This window comes from Pseudomonas oleovorans subsp. oleovorans (genome assembly GCF_002197815.1).
In the GTDB taxonomy this organism is placed as follows: Bacteria; Pseudomonadota; Gammaproteobacteria; order Pseudomonadales; family Pseudomonadaceae; genus Aquipseudomonas; species Aquipseudomonas oleovorans.
Map to the genome: position 1 here is coordinate 100,325 of NZ_NIUB01000011.1, position 25,559 is coordinate 125,883.

The following is a 25,559-nucleotide window of genomic DNA, read 5'->3' on the forward strand; positions in this document are numbered from 1 at the left end:
TCGCCGCTAAAGCGCCTCCCTCAACAGCCTGAGCGTCAGCCTTTGTAGGAGCGGCTGGGCGGCACTCCGCTTCAGCCGCGAAACTTCTCGGCTGTTTAGGATGGGTAGCAACGCGACGTTCCTGTTTTCGCTGCGCTCAATCCAGGCATGGTGGACAAGCTTCGCGTTGTCCACGCCACTATGTCTTCCTTAGCGCTCAGAACAGGCCGGATATACGAATGCAACCGCGCTGACGACAGGTGCAAAGGCAAAGCTTTGCTCACTACTTGTGGGGAGAGTCCATATAAGTTGTTAGGCGGTGTAGCGCTGACGCTGTGCCCCGACTGATTGGTAATTTAGTTTCTGTACTGATTTTAGTAATTTATTCAACTTCGATAAATGTACTTGTTACAACATCGCTGGCATTGAAGCGCACTACCATAGAGCTGTGTTTCCAGTCCCAATGGCACTGACCGAGGCTATAGCGAAATTCATTAGTAGTTGAAGGTGTTGTAGCTTCTCCTAAAAGTTTATCTACCTCATGTTTTTTAAGGCCAGTTAACCGTTCATTTCGTATTAGAGATAGAGCCATCCCGCCCCGAACGCAGCCAGGGTCGTTTAACATGGATTCTTTATTGAGCTCACTCCATAAGGTGGTGTCAAACGACTGCTCTTCTGTATGAGGCGTTGTGAAGTTTAGATATATGCTACCTATAACAATAACTAGGATAAGGGCTACGGTGATGCGAGCAATCATACTCATGCTTTGAAATAGCCTAACTATAAATAGACACCAAATGGCGCATAACCTGCGGGTGGTTTTGGTGGATAACCTTTCTGGTCATTTTCGAAATCCTTCTCTATCTCGCGGCCTGCAGCGAGGCGGTGGGGTGTTTGGCAGGTTATACACCATGTCGGATAACCGCTGGCAACTCGTATTCAGTCGTGGCGTGCTGACGCTCACGATCCTCCCGGGTATTGCTTCGCTCAGCCCTGGCTACGGTTCTCTGGCGGTGATGATCGCGGCTAAAACGGAATGCCGCCCACCCGATCCTACAGGTCGGGTTGCGGCTCGGGTGTGGGTGTTTTGTATGGCAAGCGCAGCAGTTCAACTTGCCACCAGCTCGGCAGCAAGCGGCGGACTTCGGGGCGGGCGAAGCGGTCGTCGATCAGGTAGAGCACGCCCTGGTCTTCTGGGGTGCGGATCACCCGGCCGGCGGCTTGTACGACCTTTTGCAGGCCGGGGTAGAGGTAGGTGTAGTCGTAGCCGTTGCCGAACAGGGTGTCCATGCGCTGGCGGATTTCTTCGTTGATCGGGTTGAGTTGGGCCAGGCCGATGGTGGCGACGAAGGCGCCGATCAGGCGTTCGCCGGGCAGGTCGACGCCTTCGCCGAATACACCGCCGAGAACGGCGAAGCCGATGCCGCGGCCGCCGATCTGGAAGCGCTCGATAAAGCCCTGGCGCGCCGCTTCGTCCATCTGCCGGGACTGCGTCCACACCGGGATCTGCGGGTGGTCGCAGCGCAGCTCCTGCAGTACCTGTTCCAGGTACTGGTAGCTGCTGAAGAAGGCCAGGTAGTTGCCGGGGCGTTCGGCGTATTGGCGCGCCATCAACTGGCAGATCGGCGCCAACGAGGCGTCGCGGTGCTGGTAGCGGGTCGACAGGTTGCGCACCACCTGTACGTGCAGTTGTTCGGCGCTGAACGGTGAGGCGACGTCCAGGCACTGGGTCTCTTCCGGCAGGCCGAGCAGGTCGAGGTAGTAGTGGCTGGGGCTGAGGGTGGCGGAGAACAGCGTGGCGCTGTGGGCGTCCTCGAAGCGCGGACCGAGGAAGGGCGCCGGCAGGATATTGCGGATGCACAGGGTCGAGTAGCTGCGCCCGTTGCCCGCCTCGATGCGGTTGATGTCGAACAGCGAATGCGGGCCGAAGCTTTCCGCCAGGCGGCAGAACAGCATGGCGTCCATGTAGAAGCTGAGCAGTTCACCGCCATTGCCTTCGGGCTGGTCGGTAAGCAGGTCGGTGATGGCGCTGACCGCCTTGCCCAGCGCGGCAAGCAGCAAGTCCGGCGCCAGCGGGTAGACCTGATAGGGCACCTCTTGCTCGCGGTGCAGTTGATCCCAGTGGCGGTCGACCCGTTCCAGCACGCTTTTCAGACGCTTCGGCGCATCGCGGCACATGGCCTTGAAGCGCGCCTGATCCAGCTCGGCGCTGTACATGCCGCGTCCGCGCTCCACCAGGTTGTGCGCTTCGTCCACCAGCAGGCAGACGCGCCACTGGTTGATCAGGGTGAGGCTGTGTAGCAGGGCGCCGAGGTCGAAGTAGTAGTTGTAGTCGCCCACCACCACGTCGCTCCAGCGACACAGCTCCTGGCTCAGGTAGTAGGGGCACACGCCATGGGCGATGGCGATATTGCGCACGGCTTGCTGATCCAGCCAGCGTTCCTTCAGCGCCGCGCTGCGTGCTGCCGGCAGGCGGTCGTAGAAGCCCTTGGCCAGCGGGCAGGAGTCGCCATGGCAGGCCTTGCTCGGGTGTTCGCAGGCCTTGTCACGGGCCACGTGTTCCAGCACGCGTAGCGGCGTGTCGGGTTCGCGCAGGCGTTGCAGGGCATCCAGTGCCAGGCGCCGGCCTGGCGTCTTGGCGCTGAGGAAGAACAGGCGGTCGAGCTGCTGGCCAGGCATGGCCTTGAGCTGCGGGAACAGGGTGCCGAGGGTTTTGCCGATGCCGGTGGTGGCCTGCGCCAGCAGGTAGTGGCCGTCGCGCGCGGCGCGGTACACGGCTTCTGCCAGTTGCCGTTGGCCATGGCGAAATTCGCCGTAGGGGAACTCCAGCGCGTCCAATGCCTGATTGCGTGCTTGCTGATGCGCCTGCTCCTGCCGCGCCCATTCGATGTAACGGCGGCAGTGCAGGGCGAAGAACTCGCCCAGTGAGGCGGCGCTATGGCGCTCGCGGAACACTGTTTCCTGCTGAGTCATGACGTTGAAGTACACCACCGCCAGATCCAGTTCATCGAAGCCCAGCTCCTGGCATAGCAGCCAGCCGTAGATCTTCACCTGCGCCCAGTGCAGCAGGCGGTGGTTGGCCGGGATGCGCGAGATGTCGCCACGATGGGTCTTGATCTCTTCCAGCAGGCGAAACTCGGGGTCGAAGCCATCGGCGCGGCCGCTGACCGTCAGCCCCTCGAACTGGCCGATCAGTGGCAGCTCGGAGACATAATCCGGGCCGCGCCGGGCCACCACCGTGGCGTGCCCGGCCATGCCTTCCTGCGCGGTGGGCGAGGGGGTGAAGCGCAGGTCGAGGTCACCTTCCTTGGCGGTGAACTCGCACAGCTCGCGCACGGCGATACGCAGGCTCAATCGCTCCACTCCACGTAGCACACGCTGACTGGCATGCCGTGTTCGGCGCAGAAGGCCAGCCAGCGTTTCTGGTTGTCCTGCAGGCGGTCGCCCGGGCCTTTCACCTCGATCATTCGGTAGCGGCCCTCGGCCGGCCAGAACTGGATCAGGTCGGGCATGCCGGCGCGGTTTTCGCGGATATCGGCCAGCAGGCGGCGAAACCAGGCGCCCAGGTGCGCCGGTGGCAGGCAGGCCAGCGCCTGCTCCAGTCGTTCGGTATCGAGCAGTTCCCAGAACACGAAGGGCGACTGAATGCCGAACTTCTCGGCGTGCGTGCGGCGCATGGCCTCGATGTAGCTGCCGTCCTCCAGGCGCGCCAGGCAGGCGCTGAACAGCTCGCTGCGACGGGCGTGAAAGTCGGCGCGGTGCAGATCCACCGGGCCGGTGTGGAAGGGGTGGAAGAAGGCGCCGGACAGCGGGGCGAAGATCGCTTCCCAGCAGAGCAGGCCGAACAGCCCGCAGATCAGCGTGTTCTCCACGTAATGCACCGGTGCATCGGGTTCGGCCAGGTGCATGGCTACGGCCAGCTCGACGCTAGCGGCGCGCGGCAGGCGCAGGTCGAGGCGATCCTCGATCAGCTTCGCCGCCTTGGCCGTTGGCGGCAGGCCGAGGCGTTTGCGCAGACGTGTGCGGGCTCGTTCGGCCAGTTGCGCCTCTTCGGCGTTGTACGGCGCCGCGATCACCTGTTCGGCCAGCGCTAATGCTTCGGCATCTTGGCCCAGGCGCTCCAGCACGCGGATCTGCCGTTGCCGTGAGCCCACCGCGCGGGTGTCGCGATATAGCGCAAGCGCTGAGTCCAGTTTACCGGCGCGTTCCAGATGCTGCGCCAGTTGCAGCAGCAGGCGCTGGTGGCGTTCGCCGATATGCGCGCTGTCGCTGCAGAAATCGCCGAGCTGCTGCAGCACCTCGGTGACCGCCATGCCGGCCTCGAAGGCCTCGCGGCAGGCGCGCAGATGCAGGTAGTCGTCCACATCCTGGCGGCTGCGAAAACCGCGCGAACCTGGGGTGATCGGCACCTGTTCGTAACGGAAGATGCCCAGGTCGGCGAGCACGAATTCCGACCAGTCCTGCGCCAGGTTGCCGAAGAACATCAGGCGCAGGCGGTCACACAGTGGGCCGATGGCCAGGCTCAGCAGGCGCTCGTCCAGTTGCGGGCACCAGTCGGCCAGGCTGCGCGGTTCGATATGCAGCTCACGCAGGTGCTCGAGCACTTCGCTTTTCTTCAACGTCCCGCGCGGCAGGTCGGCGGCGAAATGCGCGGCCAGTTCGTCCTTGAGCAGCAGGGCGCCGAGTTCTTCGAAGCTCAGTGCGGCGCAGTCGATCAGCCAGCCCAGTTCCAGCAATGGTTCTGCGGCAGTTGGGATATCGCCGATCTCGGCGTAGCGCAGTTTGCTCGCGCGAAAGTGAATGCCCTTGCGCATCACCAGGCGCACCAGCAGCGCCTGGGTGGGCAATGGCAACTGGGGAAAGTCCGCAACGAAGGCGCGCTCGGCGTCATCCATCAGTTCACGGTGATGGGTGTCGAGCCAGGCGAGGGCCTTGCGGAAGTTGGCCAGATAATAGAGTTCGGGAGCGTCGAGGCTGAGCATGGGGCGAAGTTTTACTGGTTTTTTATACAGATGCCAGTGCCGCCGAGCTGCTGGATGACGAATCGGCGTACAGCGCTCCCGCATTCTCCACACAATCTCCACGTGCGCCCCACACGCCTCCCACCATCGCTGCGCAGACTCTGCCGTACCTTCACTCGCTACGGAGAGCCGTACCATGAGCCGTTCCCTAGGCTTCAAGCTGGGCGCCATCGCCCTGCTGATTTTGTTGCTGATGATTCCCCTGTTGATGATCGATGGCCTGGTCGATGAGCGCCAGGGCCTGCGCTATGAGGTGATGCAGGGCATTGCCCGCAGTTCCAGCTACCGCCAGCAGATCACCGGGCCGATCCTGGTGCTGCCTTACATCAAGACCACCCACGAGTGGAAAACCAACGAGAAGACCGGCGAGCGCTATAGCGAAAAGCGTCAACGGCGTGGTCGCCTGTACTTCCTGCCGGAGCGCTTCGTGCTTGAAGGAGCGGTTGGCACCGAGCTGCGTGCCCGTGGCATCTATGAGGCGCGCCTGTACCGCAGCGACAGCCAGGTCAGCGGCCAATTCCGCCTGCCGGCGCGCCTGGGGCTGGGCGACGACCTCGGTTTCTACCGCTTTGAGAAACCCTTCCTCTCGGTCGGCATCAGCGATATCCGTGGCATCAGCAACGACCTGCAACTGCGCCTCAATGGCCAGACCCAGAGCTTCGCGCCGGGCAGCGGTGACGACAATTTCGGCGCTGGCGTGCATGCGCCGCTTCCTGCGCTGGACGCGCAGAGTGGGCAGACGCTCGACTTCGCCTTCGACCTCAAGCTGCAGGGCACCGAGCAACTGTCGGTGGTGCCGGTCGGGCGCGACAGCCGGGTCAAGCTGAGTTCCGACTGGCCGCACCCGAGCTTCGTCGGTGAATACCTGCCGAGCCGCCGCGAAATCTCTGACAAGGGCTTCAGCGCCGAGTGGCAGACCAGCTTCTTCGCCACCAACCTGGAAGAGGCATTGCGCGACTGCGTGGGCGCCGAGCGTTGCCAGGGCCTATTCGGCCGCAACTTCGGGGTGAGTTTTGTCGACCCGGTGGATCAGTACCTGAAGACCGACCGCGCGATCAAATATGCGCTGCTGTTCATCGCCCTGACCTTCGCCACCTTCTTCCTCTTCGAGGTGCTCAAACGCCTGGCCGTGCATCCGATGCAGTACGCCCTGGTCGGCCTGCTGCTGGCGCTGGGCTTTATGCGCCTGTGGTATCGCTCATGGGCGGGCATATCGGTCTGCGCGAGGAGGCGCGTGCCGGGCATCTGCTGGCGCGGCGGATTGCCGGATTGTTTCGTCAATGGCAGACGCAACAACGGACCTGTCAGAGGTTATATACCGAGGTGCGGCAGAAGGCGTGCTTGCATGGTGAGACGAGGTGGCAAGCCAGATGAACCGGGTTCACCTGGCGCCCGTTTTTACAGGCTGAGCGAAATCCCCGCATGCAGGGTGCGCGGTTCGCCCGGATAGCTCCAGACGTTCCTCGTAGTGCTTGTCGAAGACGTTGTTGAGGTTGAGGTTCAGGCGCACGTTCTCGGTCAGCGGGTAGTAGGCCAGCAGGTCGACCAGGCCGTAGCCGTCCATGTCGAAGGTGTTGTTGCTGGCCTGGCCCTGACGCTCGCTGACATATTTCAGACCAACGCCCAGGCCCAGGCCGGCCAGTGCGCCGCTGTCGAACTCGTAGGTGTCGAGCAGGTTGAAGCTATGCCGTGGCACGTTGGCCAGGCGCGAGCCCACCGGTATGGTGGTCGTGGTGCTTTCGGTCACTTCGGCGTCGACATAGGCATAGCCGCCGATCACCCGCCATGCGGGGTGATGTTGCCGGTCACCTTTGAAAACGCCACTTTTCTTCTACAGTTCTGGCAGGCCGTTGATGGTTCGGGCAACAACTGCATGGGGCAGGGGGCCAGTGCCGGGGGGGGTGTTCAGCAGCCTGCTAATACCAATGTCTAGCTGTCGGTAGGTGCTGGCCTGCTGCTAGCTTGAAGATGCATCAGAATAACAATAACCGGAGGCGTCTATGACTTCTGAACAAAGCAATGCCGCGGCCTATTGGAAGGCCAATGTGCGGCTCATCACCTGGAGCCTGATTGTCTGGGCGCTGGTTTCCTACGGATTCGCCATGATCCTGCGTCCGATGGTCGCGGGAATCTCCGTTGGCGGTTCCGACCTCGGATTCTGGTTCGCCCAGCAAGGCTCAATCCTCTTCTTTATCGGGCTCATTTTTCACTACGCGTGGAGACTGAACAAACTTGATAAAGAATTTGGCGTTGAGGAGTAAGTGGTCATGAGCCAGTTCGTTATCAACATGTTGTTCGTAGGGGCGTCCTTCGTGCTCTATATCGGCATCGCCATCTGGGCGCGTGCCGGCTCCACCAAGGAGTTCTACGTCGCTGGCGGTGGTGTGCATCCGATCACCAACGGCATGGCGACGGCCGCTGACTGGATGTCCGCTGCTTCCTTCATTTCCATGGCGGGCCTGATTGCCGCCGGTGGTTATGCCAACTCCACCTTCCTCATGGGCTGGACCGGTGGCTACGTGCTGCTGGCGATGCTGCTGGCACCGTACCTGCGCAAGTTCGGCAAGTTCACCGTGCCGGATTTCATCGGTGATCGCTTCTACAGTCGAGGCGCACGCCTGACTGCGGTGATCTGCCTGGTGATCATCTCCGTGACCTACGTGATCGGCCAGATGGCCGGTGCCGGTGTTGCCTTCTCGCGCTTCCTCGAAGTGAGCAACTCCACTGGTATCTGGATCGCTGCGGCGGTGGTCTTCGCCTACGCCGTATTCGGTGGCATGAAGGGCATCACCTACACCCAGGTCGCTCAGTACGTGGTACTGATCGTGGCCTACACCATCCCGGCCATCTTTATCTCCCTGCAGCTGACCGGTAACCCGATCCCGCCGCTGGGCCTGTTCGGTGACCACGTCGAGTCCGGCGTGCCGCTGCTGCAGAAACTCGATGAAGTGGTGCGTGACCTGGGCTTCGCTGCCTACACCGCGGATGTCGACAACAAGCTGAACATGGTGCTGTTCACCCTGTCGCTGATGATCGGTACTGCCGGTCTGCCGCACGTGATCATTCGCTTCTTCACCGTACCGAAGGTAGCCGATGCGCGCTGGTCCGCTGGCTGGACCCTGATCTTCATCGCCATGCTGTACCTCACCGCTCCGGCCGTTGCCTCGATGGCGCGCCTGAACCTGATGACCACTATTTATCCGGAAGGCGCTTCCGCCCCGGCTCTGTCCTATGAAGAGCGTCCTGAGTGGGTCAAGACCTGGGAACAGACCGGCCTGATCAAGTGGGAAGACAAGAACGGTGACGGCCGCATCCAGATGTACAACGATGCTGCACCGGCCTTCACCGCGACCGCTCAGGAGCGTGGCTGGAACGGTAACGAGCTGACCGTGAACAACGACATCCTGGTTCTGGCCAACCCGGAGATTGCCAACCTGCCTGGCTGGGTAATCGGTCTTATCGCGGCCGGTGCAATTGCAGCGGCGCTATCGACGGCGGCTGGTTTGTTGCTGGCGATTTCTTCGGCGATCAGTCATGACCTGATCAAGACCTTGATCAATCCGAAGATCAGCGAGAAGAACGAGATGTTGGCAGCGCGGCTGTCGATGGCTGCAGCGATCCTGCTGGCGACCTACCTGGGCTTGAATCCACCCGGATTCGCCGCGCAGGTGGTGGCATTGGCCTTCGGTATCGCGGCGGCGACCCTGTTCCCGGTGCTGATGATGGGGATCTTCTCCAAGCGCATGAACGACAAGGGCGCGATCTGCGGTATGGTTGCCGGTCTGGTGGTCACCCTGCTGTACATCTTCACCTACCTGGGCTGGTTCTTCATTCCGGAGACCAACATGCTGCCCAACACTCCGGACCAGTGGTTCATGGGTATCTCCCCGGCTTCCTTCGGTTCCGTTGGTGCGCTGATCAACTTCGCCGTGGCTTACGCGGTGTCGAGCGTCACTGCTGCCCCACCGCAGGAAATCCAGGACCTGGTGGAAAGCGTGCGTACCCCCAAAGGTGCTGGTGCCGCTCTGAACCACTAAGCATAATCCTGGCCTGAGGCCATCTTCCGATGGTCCAGGGTCTGACAGACGGGCCTCCAGTGGAGGCCCGTCTTTTTTCGGGAACAGTCATATGTTGTGGACTTTGCTTGCCATCGTGGTCGCGGGGCTCGGCGCTGCCGGTATCGCTCTGCTGCTACGCAAATTGACGCGCAACAAGCTGCCGCGGTGGATCGTGCCACTGTTTGGTGGTCTGGGGATGCTGGGCTATCAGGTGTTCTACGAGTACTCCTGGTTCGAGCATCAGCAGGCACGTCAGCCCGCGGAATCGGTCGTCGTTGCGACCGAGGCGGGTCATGTGTTCTGGCGCCCGTGGAGCTACTTCGTGCCGATGGTCACCGCGTTCACCGTGCTCGACAGCAAGAGCGTCGTGCGCGAGCAGGTGGCGGACGCGCAAGTGGCCGAGTTCATGCTCTATCGTTTCGAGAAGCAGCACATCGACCACGTATCGCACCGCGCTCATCTGCTCAATTGCACAACTGGCGAGTTGCTGCCGCTGGACGAGAAGAAACAGCCTCAGCTTGCCCAGCTCAAGCGCATCGACAAGGACGACGCGCTGTACCGCCAAGTGTGTCGCTAGCCCGCCATTCTTGTGTCGCGGCAGTGGTGCGCACGGCGCACCCTACGCGACCGCCTGATCCATTTAACCCACCAGGTGCTTCTCCGCGCCCGATAGACCCAGATCAATATCCACGCCTGCCACCTGCATAGAATCGCCAGCCCCTGATTTTCGAGCGTGCGGTCATGCCCCGTTTCCCTGAGCTGTTGTCGCCAGCCGGCACCCTGAAGAACATGCGTTATGCCTTCGCCTACGGCGCCGATGCGGTGTATGCCGGGCAGCCGCGTTACAGCCTGCGCGTGCGCAATAACGAGTTCGACCACGCCAACCTGGCCCTGGGCATCGCCGAGGCACATGCGCAGGGCAAGCAGTTCTATGTGGTGGTCAACATCGCCCCGCACAATGCCAAGCTCAGGACCTTCCTCAAGGATCTGGCGCCGGTGATCGAGATGGCGCCCGATGCGCTGATCATGTCCGACCCGGGCCTGATCATGCTGGTGCGTCAGCACTATCCGCAGGTGCCGATTCACCTCTCGGTGCAGGCCAACGCGGTGAACTGGGCCAGTGTCGAGTTCTGGCGTCAGCAGGGGCTGAGCCGGGTGATCCTCTCGCGCGAGCTGGCGCTGGAAGAGATCGAGGAAATCCGCAGTCAGGTACCGGACATGGAGCTGGAGGTGTTCGTCCATGGCGCGTTGTGCATGGCCTATTCCGGGCGTTGCCTGTTGTCGGGCTACATCAATCGCCGCGACCCCAACCAGGGCACCTGCACCAACGCCTGCCGCTGGCAATACCAGGCCACGCCCGCGACCGAGAACGAGCTGGGTGAGATCGTCCGCGTGGTCGAGCCGACGCTTGGCCAGGGTGCGCCGACTGCGCAAGCCTTCGTGCTCGAAGAGGCCGGCCGGCCGGGCGAGGAAATGGCCGCCTTCGAGGACGAGCACGGTACTTACATCATGAACTCCAAGGACTTGCGCGCGGTGCAGCACGTCGAGCGCCTGGTGCGCATGGGCGTGCATTCGCTAAAGATCGAGGGGCGCACCAAGAGCCATTTCTACGTGGCGCGCACGGCGCAGGTCTACCGCCGAGCCATCGACGATGCCCTGGCCGGAAAGCCATTCGACCCGAGCCTGCTGGGCAGCCTGGAGTCATTGGCGCATCGCGGTTACACCGAAGGCTTTCTGCGTCGTCATGTGCACGACGAATACCAGAATTACGAGCGCGGCAGCTCGGTCGCGGAGCGCCAGCAGTTCGTTGGCGAGCTCACCGGCGAGCGCCGTGGCGAGCTGGTCGAGGTGCGGGTGAAGAACCGCTTCGCCGTGGGTGACGGCCTGGAGCTGATGACGCCGCAGGGCAATCTGCGTTTCACGTTGGAACACCTGCAGAACGCGCAGGGCCAGGCGCAGCAGGTGGCGCCGGGGGACGGTCACGTGCTGTACCTGCCGTTGCCGGCGGAAGTGGGGTTGGATTATGGATTGCTGATGCGCGATCTGTAGAGCGGCCAAGATGGATCGCCGGCAAGCCGGCTCCTACGGGGGATTGCGTCGTGGGAGCCCGCTTGCGGGCGATGTGCTGTATATGGCCTGCCGACGCCGACGCCGGCTGGCCAGTCCGTAGGGTGCGCTGTGCGCACCTTGAAGTTGTGGATAAGCTTCGTAGGGTGGATGACGCTTCACCCATTCACCAGGTTTGTTGCCCTCGAGGTGGATGAAAAGAGCGTCGACTACGCGCCCCGATCCCCCCTACGAGCCGACGTGGCGTCTGTTTACATGGCGTGTTGACGCCGGCGTTGGCTGGCCAGTTGGCGCTCTAGATCGCAAAGACTGTCGATGCCCTGACGGCGCGCCTTGCTGAACAGCATCAGCGCCAGTTCAGCGGTCACCAGCGCATCGGCACTGGCGTTGTGGCGCTGGTGCACCTGCAGGCCGAATTCGGCGACCCAGTCATCGAGCCCGCCCTGACGAATGCGCGCTTGCGGGCACAGCAGCGGGGCGATTTCGGCGACATCGAAGAAATGGTGCTGCAGGCGATAGCCCAGGCTTTGGCGCAGTGCGCGAGCCAGCATGCGCTGGTCGAATTCGGCATGAAAGGCCAGCAGCGGGCTGCTGCCGACGAACTCCATGAAATCCAGCAGCGCCTCAGCCGGTTCCACACCCCGGGCCACTGCGCTGGGCGCGATGCCATGGATCAGCGTGCTGGCGCTGGCCTGATGGTCGGGGCGGTGCAGGGTGCATTCGAACTGTTCGGCGAAATTGATGGCGCCGTTGTCGATCACCACCGCGCCGATGGCCAGCACCTGATCACGGCGCATGTTCAGCCCGGTGGTTTCCAGGTCGAGGACGACGAAGCGCTGCTGGTGCAGCGGACGTTCGTCGAACAGCGCCGGGGCGCTCAAGGCCTCGCGGCGCTGCAACTGCTGCTGGGTCAGGGCCGGACCGCGGCCGGTGAACCAGGTGAACTTGCTCATAACTGATACCTCATGGCCAGGCTGCTCTGCAGGCGCTGCGCCTGGCGGAACGACTCGCGCAGAATACGCCGGTCCAGGTGGTTGAGGTGGTCGGGGTCGACCCGATTGGAGTAGGGCAGCTCGTCGCGTGCCTGCAGTTGATGCTGCTGCATGCGCGTCTGCTGAATGAAGTGGTAGGCCTCTTCATAGGCGGCGCCGTCCAGGGCCTCGATCACGCCCTTGGTGATCAGCGCGCGCAGGCGCTCCAGGGTGCCGACCGCACTGATGCCGTTGGCCAACGCGAGCAAACGGGCGCCGTCGACGAAGGGCGTCAGGCCCTGCACCTTGAGGTCGAGAGTGTCCTTGTCGGCGCCCGAACGGGCCACCACGAAGTCGCGGAAGCGTCCAACCGGCGGGCGGTGGCGCAGGGCGTTCTCCGCCATCATGCGCTGGAACAGGCTGTTGTTGGCGATGCGTCCGAGCAGCTCCTCGCGTAGCTGTTCGCAGCCTTCGTCCGGGCCCCAGATCGCGCGCAGGTCGAAATAGATGGTCGAGCCCAGCAGATTTTCCGGCGTGGCTTCGAGGACGAAGCCGGCGAAGCGCCGCGACCACTCCTCGCGCGACAGGCACAGCTCGGGGTTGCCGGCCATGATATTGCCCTTGCACAGGGTGAAGCCGCACTGCGCCAGGCGCTGGTTGATCTCGCGGGCGATCGGCAGCAGGCGCTCGCGGATGGCAGCAGACTCGCTGGCGCTTTCGGCCTCGAAGAGAATGCCGTTGTCCTGATCGGTGTGCAGGGTCTGCTCGCGGCGGCCTTCGCTGCCGAAGCACAGCCAGGTGAAGGGTATGCCCGGATCGCCCATGTCCTCGAGGGTCAGTTCGATCACTCGGCATACGGTGTGGTCGTTGAGCAGGGTGACGATATGGGTGATCTGCGTCGAGCTGGCGCCGTGGGCGAGCATGCGGTCGACCAGCAGGCGGATGTCGCTGCGCAGCCCGGCCAGGGTCTCGACTTTGCCGGCGTGGCGGATGGTGCGTGCCAGATGCACCAGGTCGACGCGCTGCAGGCTGAACAGGTCGCGCTCGGAAATCACCCCGCAGAGTTTTTCGTGCTCCACCAGGCAGACGTGAGCGATATGCCGCTCGGTCATGGCGATGGCGGCGTCGAAGGCGCTGGCGTCCGGCGCCAGGTGGAAGGGCCTGGGGGTCATCAGGTTGCTGATCGGCTGGGCCAGGTCGACGCCGTCAGCGACCACCCGGCGCAGGTCGCGCAGGGTGAATATGCCCAGCGGTTTGTCGGCCGGATCAAGCACCACGATGCTGCCCACGTGCTGCTCGTGCATCAGCCGCACGGCATCGCGAACAGGCGTGTCGGGCGCGCAGCCGATGGGTTGGCGCATGGCCAGTTCGCCCAGACGGGTGTCCAGCGAGTATTGCGCGCCGAGGGTTTCCACCGCGCGCAGCTGTACCTGCTGGTTGACCTGATCGAGCAGGCTGCTGACCCCGCGCAGGGCGAAGTCGCGCAGCGGGTTGGAAACGGCGAACAGCTTGATGAAGGCGTGTTTGGCCAACAGCAGGCAGAAGGTGTCCTCGGCGGCCAGGTGCTCGGTACGCGTGGCGCGTTCGCCGATCAGCGCCGCCAGGGGAAAGCACTCGCCAGCCGTGATCTCGAAGGTGGTCTCGGTGCCACGCCGCGCACTGTGCGGGCGTTCACCGTGCACGCGGCCCTGCTTGACGATGTAGAAGTGCTCGACCGGGCCATCGCTGGGTTTGATGATCGAGTCGCCCTCGGCATAGAAGCGCAGCTGGCAGTGCTCGACCAGAAACGCCAGGTGGGCGGTGTCCATCTGGTTGAAGGGCGGAAACTTCTGCAGGAACTCCATGGTGCCGTGGATGTTCTGCAGTACCGCTGTCTTGCCCGCATCGGCCATCGCGTCGGCCTTGCTCATGGGCGTGCGCCTCGCAGTTTCGGGATGCTGTCAGTGTGGCCCTGGCTGGCCGGCTTGCCCATTGCACCTAAGTAGGGTGCAGACAACGCAGTTTTGACGAAATTTTGACCTGCACTCAGGCAAGCTGCACCGGCCCTCCTATGCCATAAAGAGCAAGGCACATCCATGCAGTCATCCGTACCAGCTGCCCGCAAGGCGGCGCAGGTCAGTGTTGGTAGTCACCTGGCTTTCATCCTCGGCAGCGCGCTGTGCATGCTGCTGCTTTTCGCCCTGGCTCGGCTGGGCTTGCTGGCCTACAACCAGGCGCTGATCGCCGATACATCGGTCAGCACCTTCGCCGAGGCCTTCGTCAATGGCGCGCGCTTCGACCTGCGTCTGGTCGTCTACCTGTGCATTCCGCTGAGTCTGTCGCTGCTGAGTGTGACTGCGATGCGCGCGCGGCGTCTGCATGTAGCCTGGCTGACCGTCGTCACCAGCCTGTGTCTGTTTTTTGCCGTGGTCGAGCTGAATTTCTACCGCGAATTCCATCAGCGCCTGAACAGTCTGGTGTTCCAGTACATGCAGGAGGACCTGGGCACCGTCACCAGCATGATCTGGAACGGTTTCCCGGTGTTGCGCCTGCTGCTGGCCTGGGCCCTGGCCACGCTGCTGCTGGCCTGGCTGTTCCGCTGTATCGAGCGCGCCACGCGTGCGCGCGGGCATGCTGCGCCGCCGCGCTGGCCGGCTCGCATCGCCGTGTTTGTGATGTTCCTGCTGGTCTGCGTGGTCGCTGCGCGTGGCACCCTGCGCTCCGGCCCGCCGCTGCGCTGGGGCGACGCCTACACCACCGATTCGATGTTCGCCAATCACCTGGGCCTCAACGGCAGTCTGACCCTGGTCGATGCCGCCGAGAACTTCTTCTCCGATCACCGCGACAACAGCTGGAAGGCCACCCTGCCGGCTGACGAAGCGCGGCAGATCACCCGCGACCTGCTGCTGACCCCACGCGATCAGTTGCTCGATGCCGACCTGGCCGCCGTGCGCCGCGTATACACGCCACCGGCCGAAGGCCAACTGCCGCAGGTGCGCAACGTGGTGGTCATTCTCATTGAGAGCATGGCCGGCCGTTACATCGGCGCCATGGGCAACCAGGACGGCATTACCCCCAACTTCGATGCCCTGGCCAAGGAGGGGCTGCTGTTCCAGCGCGTGTTCTCCAACGGCACCCACACCCACCAGGGCATGTTCGCCACCATGGCCTGCTTCCCCAACCTGCCGGCGTTCGAATACCTGATGCGCATGCCCGAAGGTGGCCACCAGTTCTCCGGCCTGCCGCAGTTGCTCAGTGCCCGTGGTTATGACGATGTGTACGTGTACAACGGCAGCTTCGCCTGGGATAACCAGTCCGGCTTCTTCGCCAACCAGGGCATGCGCAACTTCGTCGGCCGCGACGATTTCGTCGACCCGGTCTTCATCGACCCGACCTGGGGCGTGTCCGACCAGGACATGTTCAGCCGCGGTGCCGACGAGCTGACCAAGCTCGGCAGCCAGGGCAAGCCGTTCTATGCACTGCTGCAGACGCTGTCCAACCACACGCCTTACGCGCTGCCGGAAGACCTGCCGGTCGAGCGCGTCACCGGCCACGGTTCACTGGACGAACACCTGACTGCCATGCGCTACGCCGACTGGGCGCTCGGCCAGTTCTTCGCCAAGGCGCGCCAGGAGCCCTATTTCAAGGACACCCTGTTCGTGATCCTGGGTGACCATGGTTTCGGCAACGACGAGCAGATTACCGAGATGGATCTGTCGCGCTTCAGCATTCCGCTGCTGCTGATCGGCCCTGGCGTGCAGGACACCTTCGGCAGCAGCCGCGACACCGTTGGCAGCCAGATCGACGTGGTACCAACCATCATGGGCCGTCTCGGTCAGCCGGTGCAGCAGCAATGCTGGGGCCGCGACCTGCTGGCGCTGCCAGAGGGCGATGCCGGCGTGGCGGTGATCAAACCGTCCGGGAGCGACCAGACCGTGGGTTTGGTGACCGGTGACAACATCCTGGTCAAACCGCGTGACCGTGATGCGCGCCTGTATCGCTACCAGCTGGGCCATGATGCGCGCGGCGAAGTGATCGACGATGCGCAGCGGCGCAGTGATCTGGAGCGCAAACTGTCGGCCTTCGTGCAGACTGCCACCGCCAGCCTGCTGAGCAATACCACCGGGGTAACAGCGGACAAGGCGGCGCAGGCCACGCGCTAGTTGTATGTCGCGGCTGAAGCCCCTCCCACAACATTAGCGCCCGAGGGAGGGCTTCAGTCGCGACTGCTCAATAAAAAACCGCCCCGGAGGGCGGTTTATTCATTCGCGCAATGAGCGAATCACAGGCCGTTCTTTTCCTTGAATTCGCGACGACGGCGATGCAGCACCGGCTCGGTGTAGCCGTTGGGCTGCTTGGTGCCCTCGATCACCAACTCCAGCGCGGCCTGGAAGGCGACGTTGTTGTCGAAGTCCGGAGCCATCGGGCGATACAGCGGGTCATTGGCGTTCTGACGATCCACCACCGGAGCCATACGCTTGAGGCTTTCGACCACCTGCGCCTCGGTGACGATGCCGTGGCGCAGCCAGTTGGCCAGCAACTGACTGGAGATGCGCAGGGTGGCGCGGTCTTCCATCAGGCCGACATCGTTGATGTCCGGCACCTTGGAGCAGCCGACGCCCTGGTCGATCCAGCGCACCACGTAACCGAGGATGCCTTGCGAGTTGTTGTCCAGCTCGTTGCGGATTTCCTCGTCGCTCCAGCTGGTGTCCTTGGCCAGCGGGATGGTCAGGATGTCGTCCACCGAAGCCGGGGTGCGCTTGGCCAGTTCGGCCTGACGGGCGAACACGTCAACCTTGTGGTAATGCAGCGCGTGCAGGGTGGCGGCGGTCGGCGAGGGCACCCAGGCGGTGTTAGCGCCGGACAGCGGGTGGGCGATCTTCTGCTCGAGCATGGCGGCCATCAGGTCCGGCATGGCCCACATGCCCTTGCCGATCTGCGCACGGCCCTGCAGGCCGGTGGCCAGGCCGACGTCGACGTTGTTGTTCTCGTAGGCGCCGATCCAGGTCTCGCTCTTCATGGCGGCCTTGCGCACCACGGCGCCGGCCTCCATGGAAGTGTGGATCTCGTCACCGGTGCGGTCGAGGAAGCCGGTGTTGATGAACACCACGCGCTCGCTGGCAGCCTTGATGCACGCCTTGAGGTTGACGGTGGTGCGACGCTCTTCGTCCATGATGCCGACTTTCAGGGTGTTGCGGGCCAGGCCCAGCACATCCTCGACGCGGGCGAAGAGTTCGCTGGTGAAGGCGACTTCTTCCGGGCCGTGCATCTTCGGTTTGACGATATACACGCTGCCGGTGCGGGTATTCTTGCGCGTGGTGTTGCCGATCAGGTTGTGCACCGCGATCAGGCTGGTGAACAGTGCGTCCTGGATGCCTTCCGGAACCTCGTTGCCTTCGGCGTCGAGGATGGCCGGGTTGGTCATCAGGTGGCCGACGTTGCGCACGAACAGCAGCGAGCGGCCGTGCAGGGTCAGCTCGGAGCCGTCCGGCTTGGTGTAGACCCGGTCCGGGTTCATGGTGCGGGTGAAGGTGCTGCCGCCCTTGGACACTTCCTCGGCCAGGTCGCCTTTCATCAGGCCCAGCCAGTTCTTGTAGACCACCACCTTGTCGTCGGCATCGACGGCGGCGACGGAGTCTTCGCAGTCCATGATGGTGGTCAGCGCGGCTTCCATCAGCACGTCTTTGACGCCGGCGGCGTCGGTGCTGCCGATGGGGCTGGAGGCATCGATCTGGATTTCGAAGTGCAGGCCGTTGTGCTTGAGCAGCACGGCGATCGGTGCGCTGGCCTCGCCCTGGAAACCGACCAGTTGCGCGTCGTCACGCAGGCCGCTGTTGCTGCCGCCCTTGAGGGCAACGACCAGCTTGCCGTCGACGATGGCATAACCGGTGGAGTCGACGTGAGAGCCGGCAGCCAGCGGCGCGGCCTCGTCGAGGAAGGCGCGGGCGAAGGCGATGACCTTGTCGCCGCGCACCTTGTTGTAGCCCTTGCCCTTCTCGGCGCCGCCTTCTTCGCTGATCACGTCGGTGCCGTACAGTGCGTCGTACAGCGAGCCCCAGCGGGCGTTGGAGGCGTTCAGGGCGAAGCGCGCGTTCATCACCGGCACCACCAGCTGCGGGCCGGCCAGACGGGCGATCTCTTCGTCGACGTTGGTGGTGGTGGCCTGGAAGTCTTCCGGCTCCGGCAGCAGGTAGCCGATTTCCTGGAGGAAGGCCTTGTAGGCGGCCGCGTCATGAGCCTGGCCCTGGCGCGCCTGGTGCCAGGCATCGATCTGCGCCTGCAGCTCGTCACGCTTGGCCAGCAGGGCGCGGTTCTTCGGCGCCAGGTCCTTGATGACCGCGGCGGCACCGGCCCAGAACTGGTCGGCAGCGATGCCGGTACCGGGAATGGCTTCGTTGTTCACGAAGTCGTACAGGGCTTTGGCGACCTGCAGGCCACCGACTTGAACGCGTTCAGTCATCACTTGCCTCACTCTCTCTGAGCTCTACTCAATAGCCGCTTTGGAGACGGGTTTTCCGTCTTGTAGTCCAAAGCGCGGCATACTACATCAAGATCCTGGGGAAACGCAGCTGGGTAGCGTCAGTCTGCGACCAAAAGGCTATTTGCGGTCACGATCAATACTTTATGTATTCAAAAAATTGCACTATTGTCCCATAAAATATGCAAAAATGTACACGATTAATTGAATGGGCACTGACAACCGCGCCAATATGGCCTACGCCTCCTCGCCTATACTGCTTTTCGAGCATCCTGGAGCCCGCCATGACGGTATCTGCTGCTGTTGCTGCCGACCTTGCCGACCTCACCCGCCTGTTCGCCGGCTATCTGCGTTTCTATCAGGTGCTGCGCGCAGATGCGGACATCGCCGCCTTTCTCGGTGCGCGCCTGCAGCACGGTGATGCGCAGCTGTTCATCGCTCGTGACGGGCAGGGCGCCGCGCAGGGCTTCGTGCAGCTCTACCCCTTTCATTCTTCGTTGGCACTGGAACCGGCCTGGTTGCTCAGCGATCTATATGTCGATGAAAGCGCGCGCCGCTCAGGCGTTGGCGAGGCGCTGATGAATGCCGCTCGCGTGCATGCCGAGGCGACCGGCGCCTGCGGTCTGCAACTGGAAACGGCGCAGACCAACCTGGCTGCTCGGCGTCTTTACGAGCGTCTTGGCTACGTGCGTGACGAGCAGTTCTTCACCTACTGGTTGTCGCTACGCGGCTGACCTTCCCAATCCTGTGAACGAGTGAGGTAGTACATGGACCATCTGGTACTGACGGTGATTGCCGAGGACCAACCGGGTCTGGTCGAGCGTCTGGCCGGCTGCGTGGCCAATCATGGTGGCAACTGGCTGGAGAGCCGTATGGCGCGCATGGCCGGGCAGTTCGCCGGAATCGTGCGGGTGGATGTGCCGGCCGAGGCCCACGGCGGCCTGATCAAGGAGCTCGAAGCGCTCAGTGCACAGGGTATTCGTGTGCAGCTGGCGGCCAGCGGCAGCGAGCCGGGCGGGCGTTTCACTGCGATTCGTCTGGAGCTTGTGGGTAATGACCGACCCGGTATCGTCCGTGATATCACCCGTGTGCTGGCCGAGCAGGGTGTCAACCTGGAGAGCCTGCTGACCGAGGTGGCGCCAGCGCCGATGAGCGGCGAGTTGCTGTTCACCGCCGAAGCACTGCTGGCCGTGCCGGAAACGCTGGCGCTGGAGCAATTGCAGGCACGCCTGGAAACCCTGGCCGATGACCTGATGGTGGAGCTGAATCTGCGCGCTGAGGATTGATATCCACGGTATGCGTGGATCAGCCTGTGGATAAACTGGGGAGCCTCGGCGCACTGCCTAGTGCCCCGGGGTTTTTCATTGGCTGGCTAAAAATGCAGCAGGATCAATGGTTTGTGCACAAATGTTGGGGATGGATCTGTGGATAAGCCGGGGGTGACAGGCGCCGACCCAAGGCTGGCGCGGCCTGGAGATGCTTGAACGTTTTCTGCTCAACGCCCTTTCGATGCCAGTGCGCATAGCCTGGGCGGCCCCGCGACACCCTACGAGGTTCGCAGATCCGCCTGCGCTCGGTCATAGGGTGCGCCGTGCGCACCAGCGCTTACGCGCTGCGCCCCTTGCGCAGGTTCAGCCAGATATCCAGGCTGTATACAAAAAGCCCGGCCCAGATGCAGGCGAACGCCAGCAGGGCGCTCGGCGAGAAGTGTTCATCGAACAGCAGGATGGCCTGAAGCAGTACCAGGGTTGGAGCCAGGTATTGCAGGAAGCCCAGCGTGGTGTAGGGCAGATGCCGCGCCGCGGCGTTGAAGCACACCAGCGGCACCAGGGTGATCGGCCCGGCGGCTGCCAGCCACAGTGCTTCGCTGCTGGTCCAGAAACTTGCCTGGCTGCTCATCGCTGCAGGGTGCAGAGCGAGCCAGGCCAACGCTACCGGCACCAGCAGCCAGGTTTCCACCACCAGCCCGGGCAGGGCTGCCACGGGCGCCTGCTTGCGAATCAATCCGTAGAAGCCGAAGGTCAGCGCCAGCACCAGCGACACCCAGGGCAGGCTGCCGACCTGCCATAGCTGCTGCAGCACGCCCAGCGCGGCCAGCGCCACGGCCAGCCACTGCAGGCGGCGCAGGCGCTCGCCGAGAATCAGCAGGCCGAGCAACACGTTGATCAACGGGTTGATGTAGTAGCCCAGGCTGGCCTCGATCATGCGGCCATTGTTCACCGCCCACACGTACACCAGCCAGTTGGTCGCGATCAGCAGGCCGCAGCCGGCCAGCACTGCCAGGCGTTTGGGATTGTCGCGCAGCTCGCGCCACCAGCCAGGGTGCTTCCACACGAGCAGCAGCAGGCCGCCGAACAGTGCGGACCAGAGCACGCGGTGCACGATGATTTCCATCGCCGGAACGCTTTGCAGGGCTTTGAAGTAGAGCGGGAACAGGCCCCAGATGATGTAGGCGGTAAGGCCCAGAACGTACCCGCGTTGCGGGTTGGCGGTAGCCATCGAGAATCCTTGGTTAGGCAGCTAACGGTTGCCGCGGAATTCTAGCGCTCTGCTTCAGGGCTTGTCTGTTCGTTCAGTTTTTCCGTATACCGAAGCGCCGGCAAAGTCGTAAGGCAAACTTTACACGGTGCGCGCAACTGTATGGGTGCGCGGACCTGGCGCCCCGGATGCCATCGGCTCAGAACAGCCGCAGTGGCTCTTCATCCAGGGCGGCCATCTGTTCGCGCAGGGCGAGAATCTGGTCGCCCCAGTAGCGCTCGCCGGCAAACCAAGGGAAGGCCAGGGGGAATGCCGGGTCGTCCCAGCGGCGGGCGATCCAGGCGCTGTGATGCATCAGGCGCAGGGCACGCAGGCCCTCGATCAGTGGCAGCTCGCGGGCGGCGAAGTCATGGAATTCCTGATAACCGTCGACCAGTTCGGCCAACTGACCGAGGCGTTCATGACGCTCGCCGGCCAGCATCATCCACAGATCCTGTACCGCCGGGCCCATGCGGCAGTCGTCGAGGTCGACCATATGGAAGGCATCATCGCGGTGCAGCAGGTTGCCCGGGTGGCAGTCGCCGTGCAGGCGAATCGGCGAGTAGCGCACGCGGGCGAACAGTTCATCGAGGCGCGCGAGCAGATCGCGAGCGACCGACTCGTAGGCAGGCAGCAGGCTGCGCGGCACGAAGCCGCCGTCGAGCAGCGAGGCCAGGGCGGCGTGGCCAAAGTTGTCCACCGCCAGGGTTTCGCGATGAGCGAAAGGACGGCTGGCACCGATGGCGTGCATGCGTCCGAGCAACTGGCCGAGGCGGTACAGCTGGTCGAGGTTGCCCGGCTCCGGCGCCCGGCCACCCCGGCGCGGGAACAGGGCGAAGCGGAAGCCACCGTGCTCGAACAGCGTCTCGCCATCGCGCGCCAGTGGCGCCACCACCGGGACCTCGTGTTCGGCCAGCTCGGCGCTGAAACTATGCTCCTCGCGGATCGCCGCATCGCTCCAGCGGTCCGGGCGATAGAACTTGGCGATCAGCGGCGTTTCATTCTCGATACCGACTTGATAGACGCGGTTCTCGTAGCTGTTGAGTGCCAATACGCGGGCGTCGCTGAGATAGCCAAGGCTCTCCACGGCATCGAGCACCAGATCCGGGGTGAGGGTGGAAAAAGGATGGCTCATGAGCGGCTCCGTGTGAGTGGGCGCCCAGTGTACCTGGCGGATGCGCTTGCCGTAGGGCGGGTGCAACCCGCCGTTGAAATGACTGGCGGCTGCATTCGCCCTGTAGCCTTGTAGTCCGGATGAAATCCGGGGCACGCCTATGCGAACTTCCCGGATTTCATTGGGCTACGGTGCTGGCGGGTTGTACCCGCCCTACAGTTGCGTACCGAGCAGCACCTGACTGGCAGTGAACTGCGCACGCACCGGATCGCCCACCGTCAGCCTCAGGGCTGCCAGGCGCTCGGGTTCGATTGATGCGCACAGGGTCTGGCCGTTGCTCAGGCTCACGCGTACTTCGCTGGGGCCATCGTTGGCCGGCAGAATCTGTTCGATATGGCCTTCGAGTGCGTTGTGCTGTGCTGTGCGGGGAGCCTGTAGCGGTTGCAATTCCAGCCAGCCTGCTTTGATCAGCGCGACCACGCTGCTGCCTTCGCTCAATTGCAGGTTTTCCGTGCTGTCATGGGTAATCTGCGCCTGCAGGCGGCTGCCGCCGGGCAGTTCGATGTCGATCAGGTCGTTGTGGCCGTGGGCGTGAATCGCGCGCACACGGCCGGTGAGCTGGTTGCGCGCACTGGTGCGCAGCATCAGGCGACCGAGCAGTTCCAGGTCGGCGTCGTCACCGGCCGCCTGCAGCAGTTGCACCTGCAGCGCCTGCAGACGTTGTTGCAGTGCCAGCAGGCGCTCGCCAGCGGGTGTCAGGCGTGCGCCACCGCCACCTTTGCCGCCGACATTGCGGCTGACCAGTGGCTGCTCTGAGAGGTTGTTCAGCTCATCGATGGCGTCCCAGGCGGCCTTGTAGCTCAGTCCGGCGGCCTTGGCGGCGCGGGTGATGGAGCCTTGTTCGGCGATCTGCTCGAGCAGCGCCAGGCGTTTCGGGCGGCGGCTGAGCAATTGGGCAATGGAATCGAGCTGCGACATGGTTCAGGCGTGGCCAGGGAGAATGTCGGGCAAGGTGCGTGACTGCGCCTGGCGCGTCAAGTCAGCCATCGCCCGGTCGTGGCGTGCGTGCCAGGCAATACACATCGACGCGCAGTGCGCCCGCGCGACGCAGCAGGTGGGCGAGCACGCCCGCCGTGGCGCCGGTGGTGAGCACGTCGTCGACCAGCGCCAGATGAGCGCCGGCGACCTTGGCTTGCAGTTCCAGGCTGAAGGCCTGACGCAGATTGCGCTTGCGCGTTGCGGCATCCAGCCCTTGCTGTGCGGGTGTATCGACGCGGCGCTGGAGCCAGTCTTGTTGCACCGGCAGGTGGAGGCTGGCGCCCAGCCAGTCGGCGAGCATCTGTGCCTGATTGAAGCCGCGTCGTCGCTGGCGCTTGCGGGCCAGCGGCACCGGCAGCAGCGCCTGTGGTCGTGGCAGGCCTTCGTCATAGGCATGGCTAAGGTGTTCAGCCAGCAGTTCGGCGAGCAGACGACCGTGCGGCCATTGCGCCTGGTGCTTGAAGCGGGTGATCAGATTGTCGACGGGAAAGGCATAGCGCCAGGGCGCTTCCACACGGCTGAAACTTGGCGGCTTGTTCTGGCAGGCGCCGCAGATCATGCCGTGGGCCGGCAATGGCACCGCACAGATCTGGCAGTGCGCACCGAGCCACGGCAACTCGGCCTCGCAGGCCGTGCAGACCACGTGCGTGGGGTGATCGGTGGTTTCGTCGCAAAGCTGGCAATGGCGGCGCGGTCGCAGCCAGGGGAGGCGTTGCAGAAGGGTTGGGTCGAACAATGGCATCGCGGCTCATCCATGAGCGGTGGTGCCAGAAGTGTAGTTCGCGTCAGCGGATGAGCCAGCCCATGACGATCAGGCCGAGAAACAGCCAGATCACCCCGCCGATGATCGAGCCGCGCAGCAGTGAACGAGCGCCGCCGAACAAGAACAGCAGACCGATGATCAGCAGGATGATGCTGAAGATCGACACGTCCATGCCAATGGCCCTGGCCATACCCTGGAGAAAGTCGTCGATGGCATCGGCCATGGCGCCTAGCACGCCGGACAACATGTCGACGATGAAACGGATGGCGCGACCCAGCGCTTCGCCGAGTCCTTCAAAAAAACCTTCAACCTGCATGCAGAACATCCTGTGGGAGGGGTAAGCATTGGGCCTTATGCCATGACATAAGTTCTATTGGTTGCTATTTGATCATATGTAAACCTGTGTCTTTGTCGTGGTTGACAGCATCCAATCGCCACTTATGATGGCCAAAGCCTGAATGCCCCGTGTGGGCCTGACAACAGATGCCACCAAGCGTCGAAGGACTTCTCAGATGAGCGCAACCGCCGAAATCACCACCCGCCACGACTGGAGCCTCGCCGAGGTTCGCGCGCTGTTCGAGCAGCCTTTCAACGACCTGCTGTTCCAGGCGCAGAGCATCCATCGCCAGCACTTCGACCCGAACCGCGTGCAGGTCTCGACCCTGCTGTCGATCAAGACCGGCGCCTGCCCGGAAGACTGCAAGTACTGCCCGCAGTCCGGCCACTACAACACCGGCCTGGACAAGGAAAAGCTGATGGAAGTGCAGAAGGTGCTGGAGGCTGCCGCTGAGGCCAAGGCCATCGGCTCCACGCGTTTCTGCATGGGTGCGGCCTGGAAGCATCCGTCCGCCAAGGACATGCCTTACGTGCTGGAAATGGTAAAGGGCGTGAAGAAGCTCGGCCTGGAAACCTGCATGACCCTTGGTCGCCTCGATCAGGAGCAGACCCAGGCGCTGGCTGACGCAGGCCTGGATTACTACAACCACAATCTCGACACCTCACCGGAGTTCTACGGCAGCATCATCACTACCCGCACCTACGGTGAGCGCCTGCAGACCCTGGCCTACGTGCGCGAGGCGGGGATGAAGATCTGCTCGGGCGGCATCCTCGGCATGGGCGAGTCGGTGGATGACCGCGCCGGGTTGCTGATCCAGCTGGCGAATCTGCCGGAGCACCCGGAAAGCGTGCCGATCAACATGCTGGTCAAGGTCAAGGGCACGCCGCTGGCCGAGGAGAAGGACGTCGACCCGTTCGACTTCATCCGCACTTTGGCCGTGGCGCGGATCATGATGCCGAAATCCCACGTGCGCCTGTCTGCCGGCCGCGAGGCGATGAACGAGCAGATGCAGGCCCTGGCCTTCATGGCGGGCGCCAACTCGATTTTCTACGGCGAGAAGCTGCTGACCACCGCCAACCCACAGGCGGACAAGGACATGGCCCTGTTCAAGCGCCTTGGCATCAAACCCGAAGAGCGCGAAGAGCATGCCGATGAGGTGCACCAGGCGGCCATCGAGCAGGCGCTGGTCGAGCAGCGCGATTCCAAGCTGTTCTACAACGCCGCTTCGGCCTGATTC

Annotated in this window: 21 protein-coding genes; 9 read left to right on the top strand and 12 right to left on the bottom strand. The window is 63.3% G+C overall.

What is annotated here, in order from left to right:
- Positions 1-361: 361 nt before the first annotated feature.
- From PSOLE_RS23660 to PSOLE_RS08870, 3 genes are all read right to left on the bottom strand, one after another.
- Positions 362-742, bottom strand: a complete 381-nt coding sequence (locus PSOLE_RS23660; protein WP_139204904.1) for a hypothetical protein — start codon at positions 740-742, stop codon at positions 362-364.
- Positions 743-1,032: 290 nt separating this feature from the next.
- The gene (locus tag PSOLE_RS08865; protein WP_074855406.1) at positions 1,033-3,333 is read right to left on the bottom strand and encodes an ATP-dependent DNA helicase; all 2,301 of its coding nucleotides are present in this window, start codon (positions 3,331-3,333) and stop codon (positions 1,033-1,035) included.
- Positions 3,330-4,961: a VRR-NUC domain-containing protein gene (locus PSOLE_RS08870; RefSeq protein WP_074855407.1), complete on the bottom strand. Its 1,632-nt coding sequence runs from the start codon at positions 4,959-4,961 to the stop codon at positions 3,330-3,332. Before PSOLE_RS08870 ends, PSOLE_RS08865 begins: the two co-directional genes overlap by 4 nt.
- Before the next feature lie 175 nt (positions 4,962-5,136).
- Here PSOLE_RS08870 and creD point away from each other — a divergent pair, with 175 nt between their 5' ends.
- Complete coding sequence (creD, locus tag PSOLE_RS08875) at positions 5,137-6,450, top strand: cell envelope integrity protein CreD (protein ID WP_244597225.1); 1,314 nt, start codon at positions 5,137-5,139, stop codon at positions 6,448-6,450.
- Here creD and PSOLE_RS08880 read toward each other — a convergent pair.
- Positions 6,382-6,780: a TonB-dependent receptor domain-containing protein gene (locus PSOLE_RS08880; protein ID WP_373855193.1), complete on the bottom strand. Its 399-nt coding sequence runs from the start codon at positions 6,778-6,780 to the stop codon at positions 6,382-6,384. The two genes, creD and PSOLE_RS08880, sit on opposite strands and share 69 nt — an antisense overlap.
- Before the next feature lie 220 nt (positions 6,781-7,000).
- Between PSOLE_RS08880 and PSOLE_RS08885 the strand changes: the two genes are divergently transcribed.
- The 4 genes from PSOLE_RS08885 to trhP all read left to right on the top strand — a co-directional run bounded on the left by PSOLE_RS08885 (position 7,001) and on the right by trhP (position 11,107).
- A complete protein-coding gene (locus PSOLE_RS08885; RefSeq protein ID WP_003463859.1) occupies positions 7,001-7,261 on the top strand; it encodes a DUF4212 domain-containing protein in 261 nt (86 codons plus the stop codon).
- A 6-nt stretch (positions 7,262-7,267) separates the two neighbouring features.
- Entirely contained in the window at positions 7,268-9,037 is a 1,770-nt protein-coding gene (locus PSOLE_RS08890; protein WP_003463857.1) for a sodium:solute symporter family protein, read from the top strand.
- Between the two features lie 91 nt (positions 9,038-9,128).
- The gene (locus tag PSOLE_RS08895) at positions 9,129-9,635 is read left to right on the top strand and encodes a hypothetical protein (protein ID WP_003463855.1); all 507 of its coding nucleotides are present in this window, start codon (positions 9,129-9,131) and stop codon (positions 9,633-9,635) included.
- A gap of 164 nt (positions 9,636-9,799) precedes the next feature.
- On the top strand, positions 9,800-11,107 hold the full coding sequence (gene trhP, locus PSOLE_RS08900) for a prephenate-dependent tRNA uridine(34) hydroxylase TrhP (RefSeq protein WP_074855408.1): 1,308 nt from the start codon (positions 9,800-9,802) through the stop codon (positions 11,105-11,107).
- Positions 11,108-11,376: 269 nt separating this feature from the next.
- Here trhP and PSOLE_RS08905 read toward each other — a convergent pair whose 3' ends face one another.
- Both PSOLE_RS08905 and PSOLE_RS08910 read right to left on the bottom strand, forming a co-directional pair.
- Positions 11,377-12,078 carry a 3'-5' exonuclease gene (locus PSOLE_RS08905; RefSeq protein ID WP_074855409.1) on the bottom strand — a complete coding sequence of 234 codons (702 nt, stop codon included), beginning with the start codon at positions 12,076-12,078 and terminating at the stop codon, positions 11,377-11,379.
- Complete coding sequence (locus tag PSOLE_RS08910) at positions 12,075-14,006, bottom strand: putative nucleotidyltransferase substrate binding domain-containing protein (RefSeq protein WP_074855410.1); 1,932 nt, start codon at positions 14,004-14,006, stop codon at positions 12,075-12,077. The genes PSOLE_RS08905 and PSOLE_RS08910 overlap by 4 nt, the downstream gene beginning before the upstream one ends.
- A 165-nt stretch (positions 14,007-14,171) precedes the next feature.
- On the opposite strand from PSOLE_RS08910, the gene PSOLE_RS08915 reads away from it, so the two are divergent.
- Positions 14,172-16,238 carry an LTA synthase family protein gene (locus tag PSOLE_RS08915; protein ID WP_074855411.1) on the top strand — a complete coding sequence of 689 codons (2,067 nt, stop codon included), beginning with the start codon at positions 14,172-14,174 and terminating at the stop codon, positions 16,236-16,238.
- Between the two features lie 119 nt (positions 16,239-16,357).
- Here PSOLE_RS08915 and PSOLE_RS08920 read toward each other — a convergent pair whose 3' ends face one another.
- Positions 16,358-18,535, bottom strand: coding sequence for a malate synthase G (locus PSOLE_RS08920; protein ID WP_074855412.1), 2,178 nt, complete (start codon positions 18,533-18,535; stop codon positions 16,358-16,360).
- A 302-nt stretch (positions 18,536-18,837) separates the two neighbouring features.
- Here PSOLE_RS08920 and PSOLE_RS08925 point away from each other — a divergent pair, with 302 nt between their 5' ends.
- Positions 18,838-19,287 (top strand): GNAT family N-acetyltransferase, encoded by a 450-nt coding sequence (locus PSOLE_RS08925; protein ID WP_074855413.1) that lies wholly within the window; start codon positions 18,838-18,840, stop codon positions 19,285-19,287.
- A 33-nt stretch (positions 19,288-19,320) separates the two neighbouring features.
- On the top strand, positions 19,321-19,839 hold the full coding sequence (locus tag PSOLE_RS08930; RefSeq protein ID WP_074855414.1) for a glycine cleavage system protein R: 519 nt from the start codon (positions 19,321-19,323) through the stop codon (positions 19,837-19,839).
- A gap of 319 nt (positions 19,840-20,158) precedes the next feature.
- On the opposite strand, the gene rarD is transcribed toward PSOLE_RS08930, so the two are convergent.
- The 5 genes from rarD to PSOLE_RS08955 form a co-directional block, all read right to left on the bottom strand.
- On the bottom strand, positions 20,159-21,052 hold the full coding sequence (gene rarD / locus PSOLE_RS08935; RefSeq protein ID WP_074855415.1) for an EamA family transporter RarD: 894 nt from the start codon (positions 21,050-21,052) through the stop codon (positions 20,159-20,161).
- A 178-nt stretch (positions 21,053-21,230) separates the two neighbouring features.
- A complete protein-coding gene (locus PSOLE_RS08940; RefSeq protein ID WP_074855416.1) occupies positions 21,231-22,205 on the bottom strand; it encodes a serine/threonine protein kinase in 975 nt (324 codons plus the stop codon).
- A 192-nt stretch (positions 22,206-22,397) separates the two neighbouring features.
- Positions 22,398-23,162 (bottom strand): TOBE domain-containing protein, encoded by a 765-nt coding sequence (locus tag PSOLE_RS08945; RefSeq protein ID WP_074855417.1) that lies wholly within the window; start codon positions 23,160-23,162, stop codon positions 22,398-22,400.
- A 61-nt stretch (positions 23,163-23,223) separates the two neighbouring features.
- Positions 23,224-23,964 carry a ComF family protein gene (locus PSOLE_RS08950; RefSeq protein ID WP_074855418.1) on the bottom strand — a complete coding sequence of 247 codons (741 nt, stop codon included), beginning with the start codon at positions 23,962-23,964 and terminating at the stop codon, positions 23,224-23,226.
- Between the two features lie 43 nt (positions 23,965-24,007).
- Positions 24,008-24,301 (bottom strand): hypothetical protein, encoded by a 294-nt coding sequence (locus tag PSOLE_RS08955; protein ID WP_074855419.1) that lies wholly within the window; start codon positions 24,299-24,301, stop codon positions 24,008-24,010.
- A 196-nt stretch (positions 24,302-24,497) separates the two neighbouring features.
- Between PSOLE_RS08955 and bioB the strand changes: the two genes are divergently transcribed.
- A complete protein-coding gene (gene bioB / locus PSOLE_RS08960) occupies positions 24,498-25,556 on the top strand; it encodes a biotin synthase BioB (protein WP_074855420.1) in 1,059 nt (352 codons plus the stop codon).
- Positions 25,557-25,559: the final 3 nt, after the last annotated feature.

Bases quoted from the DNA above. Each gene is read 5' to 3' on its own strand.
- PSOLE_RS08885 (WP_003463859.1), top strand. From the start codon at position 7,001: ATGACTTCTGAACAAAGCAATGCCGCGGCCTATTGGAAGGCCAATGTG.
- PSOLE_RS08890 (WP_003463857.1), top strand. From the start codon at position 7,268: ATGAGCCAGTTCGTTATCAACATGTTGTTCGTAGGGGCGTCCTTCGTG.
- PSOLE_RS08930 (WP_074855414.1), top strand. From the start codon at position 19,321: ATGGACCATCTGGTACTGACGGTGATTGCCGAGGACCAACCGGGTCTG.
- PSOLE_RS08940 (WP_074855416.1), bottom strand. From the start codon at position 22,205: ATGAGCCATCCTTTTTCCACCCTCACCCCGGATCTGGTGCTCGATGCC.
- PSOLE_RS08950 (WP_074855418.1), bottom strand. From the start codon at position 23,964: ATGCCATTGTTCGACCCAACCCTTCTGCAACGCCTCCCCTGGCTGCGA.
- creD (WP_244597225.1), top strand. From the start codon at position 5,137: ATGAGCCGTTCCCTAGGCTTCAAGCTGGGCGCCATCGCCCTGCTGATT.
- PSOLE_RS08910 (WP_074855410.1), bottom strand. From the start codon at position 14,006: ATGAGCAAGGCCGACGCGATGGCCGATGCGGGCAAGACAGCGGTACTG.
- PSOLE_RS08895 (WP_003463855.1), top strand. From the start codon at position 9,129: ATGTTGTGGACTTTGCTTGCCATCGTGGTCGCGGGGCTCGGCGCTGCC.
- PSOLE_RS08915 (WP_074855411.1), top strand. From the start codon at position 14,172: ATGCAGTCATCCGTACCAGCTGCCCGCAAGGCGGCGCAGGTCAGTGTT.
- trhP (WP_074855408.1), top strand. From the start codon at position 9,800: ATGCCCCGTTTCCCTGAGCTGTTGTCGCCAGCCGGCACCCTGAAGAAC.
- PSOLE_RS08945 (WP_074855417.1), bottom strand. From the start codon at position 23,162: ATGTCGCAGCTCGATTCCATTGCCCAATTGCTCAGCCGCCGCCCGAAA.
- PSOLE_RS08920 (WP_074855412.1), bottom strand. From the start codon at position 18,535: ATGACTGAACGCGTTCAAGTCGGTGGCCTGCAGGTCGCCAAAGCCCTG.
- PSOLE_RS23660 (WP_139204904.1), bottom strand. From the start codon at position 742: ATGAGTATGATTGCTCGCATCACCGTAGCCCTTATCCTAGTTATTGTT.
- PSOLE_RS08905 (WP_074855409.1), bottom strand. From the start codon at position 12,078: ATGAGCAAGTTCACCTGGTTCACCGGCCGCGGTCCGGCCCTGACCCAG.
- PSOLE_RS08870 (WP_074855407.1), bottom strand. From the start codon at position 4,961: ATGCTCAGCCTCGACGCTCCCGAACTCTATTATCTGGCCAACTTCCGC.
- rarD (WP_074855415.1), bottom strand. From the start codon at position 21,052: ATGGCTACCGCCAACCCGCAACGCGGGTACGTTCTGGGCCTTACCGCC.
- bioB (WP_074855420.1), top strand. From the start codon at position 24,498: ATGAGCGCAACCGCCGAAATCACCACCCGCCACGACTGGAGCCTCGCC.
- PSOLE_RS08925 (WP_074855413.1), top strand. From the start codon at position 18,838: ATGACGGTATCTGCTGCTGTTGCTGCCGACCTTGCCGACCTCACCCGC.
- PSOLE_RS08955 (WP_074855419.1), bottom strand. From the start codon at position 24,301: ATGCAGGTTGAAGGTTTTTTTGAAGGACTCGGCGAAGCGCTGGGTCGC.